At 47.5% G+C, this 12,416-nt stretch carries 11 protein-coding genes; 3 read left to right on the forward strand and 8 right to left on the reverse strand.

The genetic code is table 11. From position 1 onward, the window contains the following. The first annotated feature begins 201 nt into the window (after positions 1–201). Complete coding sequence (locus GRF59_RS04785) at positions 202–552, forward strand: VOC family protein (protein WP_160496495.1); 351 nt, start codon at positions 202–204, stop codon at positions 550–552. 103 nt (positions 553–655) lie between these two features. On the opposite strand, the gene GRF59_RS04790 is transcribed toward GRF59_RS04785, so the two are convergent. Continuing rightward, on the reverse strand, positions 656–3,241 hold the full coding sequence (locus GRF59_RS04790) for a glycoside hydrolase family 84 protein (protein ID WP_160496496.1): 2,586 nt from the start codon (positions 3,239–3,241) through the stop codon (positions 656–658). A gap of 167 nt (positions 3,242–3,408) precedes the next feature. Here GRF59_RS04790 and GRF59_RS04795 point away from each other — a divergent pair, with 167 nt between their 5' ends. Together GRF59_RS04795 and GRF59_RS04800 are read left to right on the forward strand one after the other, a co-directional pair. After that, positions 3,409–4,479 carry an SPFH domain-containing protein gene (locus GRF59_RS04795; protein ID WP_160496497.1) on the forward strand — a complete coding sequence of 357 codons (1,071 nt, stop codon included), beginning with the start codon at positions 3,409–3,411 and terminating at the stop codon, positions 4,477–4,479. Positions 4,480–4,491: 12 nt separating this feature from the next. After that, entirely contained in the window at positions 4,492–5,583 is a 1,092-nt protein-coding gene (locus GRF59_RS04800; protein WP_160496498.1) for a TFIIB-type zinc ribbon-containing protein, read from the forward strand. An 83-nt stretch (positions 5,584–5,666) separates the two neighbouring features. On the opposite strand, the gene GRF59_RS04805 is transcribed toward GRF59_RS04800, so the two are convergent. The 7 genes from GRF59_RS04805 to GRF59_RS04835 all read right to left on the reverse strand — a co-directional run bounded on the left by GRF59_RS04805 (position 5,667) and on the right by GRF59_RS04835 (position 12,314). Further along, complete coding sequence (locus tag GRF59_RS04805) at positions 5,667–6,692, reverse strand: LLM class flavin-dependent oxidoreductase (RefSeq protein ID WP_160496499.1); 1,026 nt, start codon at positions 6,690–6,692, stop codon at positions 5,667–5,669. A gap of 16 nt (positions 6,693–6,708) precedes the next feature. Next, a complete protein-coding gene (locus tag GRF59_RS04810) occupies positions 6,709–6,945 on the reverse strand; it encodes a DUF896 domain-containing protein (RefSeq protein ID WP_160496500.1) in 237 nt (78 codons plus the stop codon). 38 nt (positions 6,946–6,983) lie between these two features. After that, positions 6,984–7,466 carry an RrF2 family transcriptional regulator gene (locus GRF59_RS04815; RefSeq protein WP_160496501.1) on the reverse strand — a complete coding sequence of 161 codons (483 nt, stop codon included), beginning with the start codon at positions 7,464–7,466 and terminating at the stop codon, positions 6,984–6,986. Positions 7,467–7,609: 143 nt separating this feature from the next. Beyond that, positions 7,610–8,497, reverse strand: a complete 888-nt coding sequence (gene rsiV / locus GRF59_RS04820) for an anti-sigma-V factor RsiV (RefSeq protein WP_160496502.1) — start codon at positions 8,495–8,497, stop codon at positions 7,610–7,612. Position 8,498: 1 nt separating this feature from the next. Continuing rightward, positions 8,499–9,005: an RNA polymerase sigma factor gene (locus GRF59_RS04825; RefSeq protein WP_160496503.1), complete on the reverse strand. Its 507-nt coding sequence runs from the start codon at positions 9,003–9,005 to the stop codon at positions 8,499–8,501. 204 nt (positions 9,006–9,209) lie between these two features. Further along, positions 9,210–11,006: an acyltransferase family protein gene (locus GRF59_RS04830; protein WP_237391628.1), complete on the reverse strand. Its 1,797-nt coding sequence runs from the start codon at positions 11,004–11,006 to the stop codon at positions 9,210–9,212. 198 nt (positions 11,007–11,204) lie between these two features. Further along, complete coding sequence (locus GRF59_RS04835) at positions 11,205–12,314, reverse strand: stalk domain-containing protein (protein WP_160496504.1); 1,110 nt, start codon at positions 12,312–12,314, stop codon at positions 11,205–11,207. Positions 12,315–12,416: the final 102 nt, after the last annotated feature.

A 12,416-nucleotide genomic window follows, 5' to 3' on the forward strand; every position in this document is an offset into this window, starting at 1 on the left:
AAACGTTATAAACGTTTATATCTATTTTTTAACCAATATGCGGTAATTGTAAAACTTCTAGAGAAGCATTCTCTGCCAAGATCATGCTTTGAAAAGGACCATTGAAGTAATATATAATATGGTATCTATAATTTACTATTATTGGCAAAGATAATTCATGTCTGTATCTCCAATGAGTGCAGAAGGAGGGATTCTAATATCATGAAGATTAAGCGCATTGTCAGCAACATACATACGACAGAAATTGCAGAAGCTAGACGTTTTTATCAGGATATTCTCGGGCTGGATTCATTAATGGATCATGGCTGGATCGCAACCTACGGATCGGATGAACAAATGAGTGTACAGATCAGTTTTGCTTCTGAAGGTGGTTCCGGCACGGTGACGCCTGATCTTTCCATCGAAGTCGATGATGTCAATGAAGCTTACGAGCGCATGAACGATGCCGGATTTAACATTGAATACGGTCCTGCGGACGAGCCTTGGGGCGTGAGAAGATTCTATGTCCGCGATCCATTCGGGAAGCTTGTGAATATTCTGAGTCATCAATAAATCCTATTAGCGGCTTCATGAAAAAAGACACTTGCCTCTCATTCTCCCTTGAGGCAAGTGTCTTTCTTTATTTACTTCTTAATACAATTCAATGATTCATTTCTTACTCGATCCCCTTCGACGTTCTTACGCTTGGAAGTGAAAATAAGGATGCGCGTTCCACAAAAATACGATTTCCCCGTACGTCTGCTTTTTCGAAGGTGATATCCTGGCCGTCTGCTAATGCGGCTTCTGAAACAGCGAACGGCGAGTCCGATTCCAATGAACCGTAAAGTTTGATGATATCGCCTTTGTTCGCGTGATGAATCGTTACTTTTCCGGTTTTCTCAAAAGCAATATCCGCTGTGTTCACCTTTTCCGACAGCTCCGGATAGCGTTCATCAAACAACTCGAATGCATAAATGCGGGTATGACCGCTTCCTTCAAGGCTGGTTTGCGCCGGTTCAATGATTTGCAGACGGACATAACGCGCCGTGTGCTCCTGAGGAAGGATTCGGTTAATAACGTCCGCTTTATTGCCCACGACCTCATCAATGACTGTGAAATGCTCTCCATCTTCGCTCATCAGAATTTGTGCTTGTCTTGTATTCCAATATTTCGTTTCTTTTGCCTCCGGATGACCGCAGTTCACGATCCGGTATTGCTTGATGGTTGTAGGCTCCTTGAGATCGATAGTCAAATGCGGCCGATGCTCGCTGGAACACCATTTGCCGCTGTTAATTGTTCCATCGATGGTCTTCAAGCCAGTTTCATTGTCGTTTACGCTGCTTGAAGCTTCGGCTGTCACTCCGAGGGACGCCAAGGCAATATTCTTCCGATTATAACCAAGCACCGGCTCCTTCTGTTCCGTTCCTGCCCGAACGGCGGTCAGCACAAGCATGTCGGCAATCAATGGTTTGATGATATGTGTACCTACGTCCACCGTAAAATCAAACGGAATTTCTTCTTTCAGGCGGTTCACTTTGCAATCTTCCATAGCCAAAAGCATGCGATGCGCTTCTTCGTTGTGCTGCTCCATACGAAGCAGATTGTCGCTTTGAAGAGCACTTATCGAATGTAGAATATGCTGCCCTGCCTTTGCCATGAGCCTAAAGGCTTGTAGAAACGGCTCTAACTCGTCAACCAGTTTACGATTGAGGCAGTGCTCTTGAATGCGGTCCGCTGCTTGTTCCATACGCTCGAAACTTGCAAGCAATCGCGCGGAGGGTGCGGAAACGTCCCTTCCAGCTTCGAATCCCTCCCTGACTTCTTGCACGTCATCTTGCAAATACCATGACTCGTCAAAAAGGAAGTCTCCGCTGATCCCTCCGTCATCTTTCAAGTAACAGCTATTGGATGCAAAGATCTCCAAATCTTCTGCCACCTCCGGCGCAAGGGCTTTGAAAGAAGCCGCAAAGCTGCGCTCCGTATCGAAAGCATCCGTATTCCAGTTATGGTCCGCGATGCAAAACATGGCCTGTTTGGAAGCCTGAGCCTGATTCATGGGATTGGCAAAAAATCCGTTCACATTGTCTAGATCAGAGTTCAGGTTTTCAATTTTTCCCATCAGAATCTTGGAATCGCAATAATCATTCACGGGATAGTTCCACCAAACAGAGAGGTTGCGTTCGGACTCGATTTCGCGCATTGGCGCAGCGTATTGCTCCTTGGAAATATTGGACATGGTGGCAGCACCTGTCCACATGATTTCGACATCTGCATGGAGCGTTTCAACAAAAGGTTTAAAATAATCCTGCATCGACGGGCCCCATGCTTCGCAGTATCTTGTTCCTACTGTGATCAGCGGGCGGACATCTCCCTTCGCCTTCACGAAATCGGTATCGATGCGGTTAATAAAGTCCGCTTGCTGTCTGCCGTCCGGAACGCCAACCAGATCGTCGAACAATACGCCAAACTGCCGCACGCCTAGATGATACAGCTGTTCCAGTTTTGAGATCGCCGACAACATATCCTCTTCGGACGAAAGATCAATAGAATCGCCCGGATGGATAGTCCAGACGAAATTCAAATTATTGGCATGTCCGGCTGCTGCCAGCTCCGCAATTTCTTGCGCCTTATCCTCGGGATACAGTTCTCTCCAGTGCTTGCGATGATATGGATCATCCTTGGGAGCATAAATATACGTATTCAGCTTTTGTTCAGCTCCAAATGCCATCAAATCCATGCGGTCCTCATGGCTCCAAGGGTAACCATAGAAGCCTTCTACGTAACCACGATATAGGATTTCCGGGTAATCCGTAATACGGCATGTTTTCAAGATCCGGTTTGGCGATTGCTTGAGCATGTTGTACAGGGTTACCACTCCGTAATGAAGGCCGTCACTGTCGCTGCCCGCAATTACAATCAAACCGTTAGAGCGGTTCTCAACGGTCAAAGAATAGCCCTCTCTGTGCTTCGACAAATTCGTATCACTGGCACCTATTTCTGTTAAATTTCCTGTCTCTTCATTCCCAGCCAGAACGATATGAGATTGCCCTTCCGTAAATTCTTCAGAAATCGTATATGTAAATCCAGCTTCGCTCAAAGCCGATTGCAGCTTGGGCAGCGTAGCTTCTTTAAGTTCTGTTTTGACCACGATATGAACGCTTTCGGTCAGTTGAACTTCTCCTTCCAATGGAATCACCGATTGAGGAACGGGAAAAAGTTCATATAGGCTGTTTTTGTCTGGGGTCAAATTTTGCATGGTCATGTTGCACTCCTCTTCTCTATCTTATTCACAATATCCATTATATCAATTAAGTCTTTTATATGGCTACTCCCCCGTTAATCGGGATTATTCCACATTTTTCTTGAGACGATGCCTTGATTTTCACGTATAATAGGAATATCTTGGATGATCTATATGGAGGTTGTAACATGGGATTGTTTTCTTTTATTAAAGGCCAATTTATTGAAGTAATTGAATGGACCGACAACACCAATGAAATCGTTCATCAGTTTCCGGTTTATGACAAAGCGATTAAAATGGGCGCCCAGCTCACGGTTCGTGAATCGCAGGCTGCCATTTTTCTGAATGAAGGGCAAATCGCCGATGTCTTCGGACCCGGGAGATATATATTAAGCACGGAGAACATGCCGGTTCTAACGGCTCTGAAATCCTGGAAATACGCATTTAATTCACCATTTAAGGCAGACGTTTACTTCGTGAACACACGTAATTTTACCGATCAAAAATGGGGCACGACCAATCCGATTATTATGCGGGATGCCGAATTCGGGGCGATTCGGATGCGCGGCTTCGGAAGCTATGCTTTCCGGGTGCAGGATCCGGCGCTGTTCCTGAAAGAGATTTTTGGTACGCAGTCTTCATTCTCTGCGGATCAAATCGGTGGCTACCTTAAATCCGTCATCGTCTCGGGACTTAGCGATCTGATTGGCGAGGCCAGAATTCCGATTATGGATCTCGCGCTTCACTATGATGAACTCAGTTCTTCCGTACGGGCTAAACTGGAGCCAACCTTTAACGGCATGGGTCTCTCTTTGCCCGGCTTCTTCATCGAAAACATCTCCCTACCAGAAGAGGTTGAGAAAATGATTGACCGCAAATCTTCCATGAACATTGCGGGCAATCTCGATCAATACATGAAATTCCAGGCGGCGGAATCGATTCGGGATGCAGCCAACAATCCAGGAGGAGTCGCCGGTACAGGCGCGGGTCTGGGTGCCGGTATGGCCATGGGCCAAATCTTCACTCAGGCCATGAACCACCCTGCCGAGCCGGCGGCTGCTCCTTCGGCACCTCCTGCACCTGCTCCTGCGTCGGAAGCAACCATTCCTTGTACTGCGTGTGGACACGGGATCAAGCCCAATGAGAAGTTTTGTCCAGAGTGCGGTGCCCCAAGACCGGAAAAGAAATTCTGTACCGAATGCGGCGGCACACTGGAGCCAGGCATGAAATTCTGCCCGAGCTGCGGGAATAAAGCGTAAAGGAGAACCAATATGACGCTAGAAGCCCCGATCCGGTTTCCTTGCTCCGGCTGCGGAGCCCAAATGGTATTCGATGCCGAGAGCCAGCAACTCAAATGCACCTACTGCGGCAATTTGGCCCCGATTGAAATCCCTGAAGGCTATGAAGAACCGATGGAATATGAACTTGATTTCACGGATGAATCGGATGAATCGCTAAAAGATTGGGGGACGGAGCAGCAGGTCATCAAATGCGAAAACTGCGGAGCCGAAACGCTGATTCCAGCCCAGCAAACCGCTGCCATGTGCGCATTCTGCGGTTCGCCGAAGGTGCTTCCTCAAGGCAGCGACGACAGCATCCGCCCTGAATCTCTGATTCCCTTCCATATTTCCAAAGATCGGGCAAATGAGCTCTTTCTAAAGTGGAAGAAGAAAAAATGGTTTGTACCGAATGCCTTCAAAAAACAGCAGACCAACTCCAATGTCACAGGGATCTATATCCCCTTCTGGACCTTCGATGCGCAGACCGAATCGGATTATTCAGCCGAAGTCGGAGTGTATCATTATCGTACAGAAACGCGGACGCGCACGGTTGACGGTAAGACGGAAACTTATACCGAGCAGGTTCGTTATACCGTCTGGCATTCGACAAGCGGCAATTATGAGCGTTTTTTCAACGATATCTTGATACCCGCTTCCAGCCAGCATGACAAGAAGCTGATCGAAAGATTCCATGATTTCAATCTAAAAGACCTTTATCCGTATAAACCGGAATTTTTGAGCGGCTTCACCGCCGAGAGATATAACGTTCATCTCCGGGACGGCTGGGACATTGCAAAAGCGCGGATTGATGATGGCCTCGAAAGTGACATCCGTAGCAATATCGGCGGGGACGAAATCAGAAATCTGAGCATCAACACTGATTATTACGACCAGACCTACAAACATATACTTTTACCACTATGGAATGCAACCTATGCCTTCAAGAATAAAACTTATCATTATATGGTCAATGGCGAGACGGGAAGCATTAGCGGCAAAGTGCCTCGCAGCGGCTGGAAGATCACTTCTTTTGTCCTGCTCTGCCTGATCATCACCGTCGGCATCATTTTGTATTTTTCGTGAAAATGTGGAACAATAAAAAGACCGGTCACGGGATATCCCGTTTACCGGTCTTTTTAGTCTATTTCGTTCAATACTATAATGAGTTATCGATTCATTCCCGTAATCTCAGCTACGATTTCGTAAGAACGCAGTCGTGCATGATGATCATAGATCGCGGAGTTAATAATCATCTCATCGGCCTGGGTTTCGTCCAAAAAGGCCTGCAGCTTCTGCTTCACTTCATCGGGATTGCCGATAATCGAAGTTTTCAGCTGATTCATGATGATGATTTTCTCCTGCTCCGACCAAAGACCTTCCATCGTTTTTACCGGCGCAGGCATCTGCCCCGGTGTGTTGCGGATCAAGCTCAAGAACTGCTGTTGATAGGAGGTTGCAAGATATTCCGCCTCTTCTGTCGTATCCGCCGCGAACACGTTGACGCCAACCATGGTATGCGGCTTATCCAGCACGCTCGATGGTTGAAAATTATCGCGGTATTGCGTCAGTGCCGGTACCGTATACTCCGGCGAGAAATGGCTCGCAAAAGAAAACGGAAGGCCCAGCTTCGCTGCAAGCGCAGAACTGAATCCGCTTGATCCGAGAAGCCAGATGGGAATCTCCTGTCCTTCGCCCGGAATCGCCCGCACGCGGTTAAATCTTGAATCCGGATCCAGATAAGCTCTTAGCTGTTCTAACTGCTCCGGGAATTCCTGTCCGTTCGCCCGTACGTCTCTACGAAGGGCCATAGCTGTCAGCTGATCACTGCCGGGTGCGCGGCCCAGGCCCAGATCGATCCGGCCGGGATACATAGCCTCAAGTGTGCCGAATTGTTCCGCAATGACCAGCGGGGCATGGTTTGGCAGCATGATTCCACCGGAACCAACCCGGATCTTTCTTGTTCCGCCAGCAACGTATCCAATCACGACGGAAGTGGCAGAGCTCCCGATCCCCGGCATATTGTGATGCTCGGCCAGCCAGAAACGGTGATACCCCCATTTCTCCACATGCTGTGCCAAATCCAACGTATGCTTAAACGCCTCACCTGGCGTGCTGCCAACCGTTATCGGCGCCAAATCAAGGACGGAATAGGTAATATCCTTCAACTGTTTATCATTTTTGCTGGTTTCCATATGCTGCACCTCTCTCTTAGTGAAGGAGCTTACGGGCTTCTTCGTTTTGTTTGATGCGGATCTTCTCCGGCGTTACGTCATTTCCCAAGGGATCGACAATCTTGAGTCCCGAAAAGGAATGGAGCACCTGACCACGGATTTCTCGCAGGTAATCTTCACGCAGCACCTGCTGTTCCACGCGCTCCGCATTGGTTAATCCTTCTTCGCGTTCTTTTTTGGCTAACTCATTAATCCGTGCCAAGATGGGAATCATCGGATGACCTCATTTCTCTTCATGTTATGTTCATATGGTTAAACGACCATTTTATCTTTTACCCATGCCTGCAATGTCTCCAATTTATGCGTAAAACGGTCCGCCTGCATTTCTTCAGCCAAATATGCGACCGTTTCCCGTTTCAACACGGATTTCCATGCGTCTTCCGCTTCCTGCATCAGATCGGACAATAAGCAGCAGCGATCTTCTTCGCATAATTCAAGCATATCGTTCAGAATCCCGCTCGAAGAGTACAGCGTCTGCTGTCCTTCAATGGCGAGGTAAACATCGTAAATTCGGATGTCCTCGATCCGCTTCTTCAGCTTGAAGCCGCCTTTCGTTCCGGGTACGGATGTAATCAGATCCGCGCTGACCAATTTTCTTAACAGCTTTTGAAAATACGTGGAAGATACGCCCAACTGCTGGCTGATCGCTTCACCAGGAAGCACAGCCTTTTCGGGTAGCATGTTCAGTAATAGAATCGCATATACGGATTGTTCAACGCCCGTTTTCATGTGCATACATCGTTCACCTTGCCTCATAGGATATAACCTGGATATTCATTGTCCGCTTTATACATTATAAAGGATTACATCATAATTGCAAGCATCATCCCAATAAAAAAGACCGGGCACGGATACCATCCGTTCACCCGGTCTTTGCTCTACTTGATATACTTGTGACTAACCAGATCGCCCTTCAGGACATCGCTAGGAATAACGAATTCCGCAGCGCCCATATATCCGGGAGCGACATCGTATTTATTGAACACGATCACGAGCTTGCCGTCGTTGTTAATATAGAAGCTCTGGTCTTTCTTGATGGCTTTGAATTCATCCGTCGGCAGGACGTCCGCAGCGCCGGATACCCAGTAAAATTTATTCGGATCTGCTTTCATCTGCGCTTTCATCTGCTCCTGGATGTTGGCACTGATCAAATCGATGTAATGATCATCTTTAAACAGCATCGGCAAGGTGATGAGAAGCTGATTCCTTTTATCGATGGTATCGAACTTCAGCTCTTCTGAAGACGAACCCGCGCTCTCCACAACATAACGCTCAATAGACAAAATATCGTCATTATCCGTTTTGATCTCATAACCCGCGTCCACTCCCAGATGGCCGTCGCCCATTTTTTTCAAGTCGTTGATCTCGGCCTGGAATTTGTCATACAGCGCTTTATTCTCCTTCATGTATTTCTCATTCAGACCCAGCTCCAATTCCTTGTTATCCAGTTGAGTAATGGCAGGCACCTTAATGTTCGCATTATAGTTGTTTTCTTCCACCACATATTCCTTTAACGTAAGCACTTTAATGATCTTGCCGACTCCGGGGATGGTCGACAAGGCATTGGCTACCGTTGTGCTCGCATTAATCGTGACAAGGAAGATAAGGGCCGCCGCGCCGACTCCAGCGATCCATCTATACTTTGGGCTGCGTTTGCGGTTGGCTTTAAGTGATTGGCTAATCGCACCGTCCACGATCATATCCAGCTCTTCCGGAATCGGCACATCGGTATAATCCTTGCGCAGCTGTTCCATTTTGTTATCCATCTTACTTGATCTCCTTTGAGGGTCCATCATCCATCTTCACCCTAAGCAGTTGAAGCGCCTGATACAGCCTCGTTTTTATTGTGTTCACATTCTCGTCCAGCACGGCCGCAACCTCATCGATTTTCATGTCCTCGAAATATCTCAGCACGATGACGATGCGATACTTTTCCGGAAGTGCATCAAGCGTTCTTTTCAAATCAATATCCGTATACACATCCTCAGCTCCCGCGCTGTGGGCTTCAATCATTTCATGGTCCATCGGATGCACCTTTTTGTTCCTGCGCAGAAAATCCAGAGCGGTATTCACCACGATCCGGTAAAACCAGCTCTTGACGGCTTCCGGATTCTTGAGCAGCTCTATATTCGTCATTGCTTTATAAATGGAATCCTGCACGATATCCAGCGCATCTTCTTTGTTCTTGACATAACTGTAGGCGAGTCGATAGACATTTTCTTTATGTTCGCGAATGCAGCGCGTCAGTAATTTTTCGGTTTTCCTATTCAACATGGTCGATTACCCTTCTCTATATGATCACTGGTGTTGTAACAGGAGCAAGACGTATGGGACACCCTAAAAGTTTTGAAAAACTGGCATTTTTTTTAACGATATCAGAAAGTATGAACTTGAGGGAGTCGCATCCTGATATCGCAAGAAAAACTTCCTTTTAAAAGTGGTCCATCTTCCATGTAAGTACATCGATAAACGTTTTTCTTATTCTAATGCCTTCACCAATATGGAAGCATAATACTCGGCGCCTTCGCGTTTCAAATGCACGCCGTCCCTATAGAAATAATCGTCCTTTCCTTCACTGGCCGAATACCAGTCTACTACCGCCGTATTGCCGAAATCATTGGAAACTTCTGCAATATCCTTATTCACAGTATCCTGCCATGTCCGCGGAACGCGTGTATTCACGAGAATCACCTGCTTCGCGTTCTTCAGCGAATCCAACAAGGACCTTAATTGCTTCGTATTAAAGGGGCCGTTCGTCCCGAGCTCAATAATTACGCGCTCAGCCAATCGATCTTGGGATTTCAGCTGATCTATAACATCCTGTGCCTGCCGCATTTGCCGACCGACTTTGCCGCTGACGACAATGCCTGGAAGCATTTTTTCCAGAAAAGGCGCTGCATCCAAAATGACGGAATCGCCGATTGCAGTGACGCCTTTACCGGAATGAATTTTGTCAGGAACAGGTTTTTTCTCATCTGGAATCGTCTCGGCAGGGGATTGCACAGGAACGGAAGGTTTTTCTTCTTCTTGTGCAGGCTCCGGACTAGAAAAAACCATATTGCAGGCAACCGGAATCACGATGACCGGAAGGATCGCCGCCATTAGTAACGGACGAAGTCTCCGCCGAGATTGAAACTCAGTTTTCCGGTTCCTTCGAAATCCTCCTCTTCGCAAAGGCTCCTCGATGTATCGATACGATAAAGCCGCAAGCATCAAGCTGGCTGCAAGCTGCAGTAAGGTTCGGCCAATGCTCGTTCCACTCGTGTTCACTGCTGGACTAGACAACACGATCACCGGGTAATGCCATATGTACAAACTGTAGGATCGAACCCCGATCCAGCGGAGAGGCTTGCATCCCATGATTTTGCCGATCAGACTCGCGGGATGCGCAAGCACGGCAATCACGGCAGCGGTGATCAGGGCGATGAACAAAAATCCGTAGCGGTAGAGGAAGTCATCGTATTCATTGGTTCGGTAAATCAGGAATATAAGTATAGTCAAGCCCAGCGAGCCGACAAGATCGAGCAGAACGCGAGAACCTGCTGCTACATTGTCATTCATTTTCCGGCTTGGACACAACACCGCCAGAGCTGCACCAATCAAGAGGGCAAACATCCGGGTATCCGTACCGTAGTACACTCTGCTCGGGTCGGTTCCCGGGACATAACCCATAGCCATGGCTATTGCGGAAACGCAAGCAAGGGTAAGAATCAACAGTGACAATTTACCGCGTTGTTGAGTCGTTTGGAGTCCAATTACAAGAGCGATGGGCCAGACGACATAAAATTGTTCTTCAATGGACAGCGACCAGAGGTGTCCGATCGGCGAAGGCGGCCCAAAGCTCTCGAAGTAGGATACCTGATGAAAAATCAGCCACCAGTTATTCACATAAAACAGTGATGATAGAAATGCTCCCTTGAGTGAAAGTAGTCTGCCCGAATCCGTGCATAACAGCCATAAGGCCACGAACAACATCATCGCCAGCATCCCGGGCAGCAGCCTACGTGCTCTTCGAATCCAAAAATCCACGAGATTCAGGCTTTGATGTCGTTTCCATTCCTGAATGATTTGATCGGTGATGAGATACCCGGAGATGACGAAAAAGATGCCTACGCCGATCAGTCCGCCCTGCGCCCATTTCATATTCAAATGGTACGCAATGACTGCGATGACGGACAAAGCTCTTAACCCGTCCAATCCCGGCATGTAGCGCTTACCGCCTACCCGATGTATGGGTAAGCCATTTCCCATTGCTTGATTGCTATACTGCTTCATGTTGTGATCTTTCATTGCCATTCAGTCCTTACTCTTGATTAGTTGTTCATAGGCAGGACGCGAGAGATTATGTAAAAAGTTCTTTCTAATACATGGAATTTATGGTGGCGGGAAGTACAATTAAAAAAACACCCCGCAAGAATAGAGTCCTGCGGGATGCCATAATCGGAATAATCGCCATGTTGTTCAAAATAAATATTAATCCTGCACTTGAACGTTCAGAATGTCGGTCACGAATTGGATAGGCACGTAGAGCTTATTGTTCTGAAGCATAGGTGCTGCGCCTAAAGTTTTGGGAGCCATTTTCGCGAAGAAATACGAATCCTTGCCAAGGGAAACGCGTGTCCACTGGGCATCCTTTTTCAATTCGGCAGATTTGGTGGCTGCGTCCCATTTCAATTCATACGAGAGCTGCTGCGCCACATCACGCAAAGAAACCATCCTAACACCATGCACTCCCGTATATGCTGTCACCTTTTTCAAATCCAGCTTTACAGCAGCCTCAGGCTTCACGTCATTTGGCTTTGTCTCAGGGGATGGATCGTTTTTCAGACTGAAACGGAACTCAGGTGAACCCACATATCCCGCAGCAATGCTGTATTTGGGGAACACAATAACCAGTTCTCCATTTTCAATATAGAAAGACTGCTCCGTGAACGTGCCTTTGTAATCTTCAAAGAAGTATTTGTCCGGATCCTGCTTCATTTGAGCAAGAATATCTGCATCAAGCTTCTCTTTATAGTTAGCTCCGAGAAGATCCTCCAGTGTCACGCGTTCAGCCTCAGAGGTATTTTTCACATTGTAAGTATCGATCCGGGGCATGCTCGTTCCGCCTTCCGATCCCTCGGTGATCACCTCAAGCGACAACACGCCTGCCGGGCTTCCTGTTCCGTCCGATTTCAGCTTATAGGTAATGTAGAGATCGTATGGATGGAACTCCAGGTGATTGGCTTGGGCTTTTTTGGCTGTTTCAGCGGCATCCTTCTCCCACTGGGCAAGATCCTTTTGCGCGTGGGATAAAATGATGTCGTTCAGCTCATCCTGATATCTTGCGTCCTGCATTCCGGTCAGCTGCGGCACCTTAATATTCACGGTAAGGTTTTTGCTGTCCGTAGTCAGGACCTTCTCCTCTACTTTCACTCCAGCCACTATAGGGACGGCTGCATGTACGTTGGTACTTACGGCTGCGTTTGTCGCTGTCGGTGCCGATGCCATAGCGTTTACAGGCATACTCGCTGCGCTGACTCCGATCATGGCTGCACAACCTACGGCACCTAATTTCATCATCATTATCGTTTTCTTTTTCATATCTTACATCCTCCATCTCTCTTTATAAGTGTCTTCCGGTCACACTCATCGGCTAGACGCAAGAGATGGGTCAAAAAGTTTTGAAAATGCAAAAAAAAAAGA

This window comes from Paenibacillus dendrobii (assembly GCF_009807035.1).
GTDB lineage: Bacteria > Bacillota > Bacilli > Paenibacillales > Paenibacillaceae > Paenibacillus_AQ > Paenibacillus_AQ dendrobii.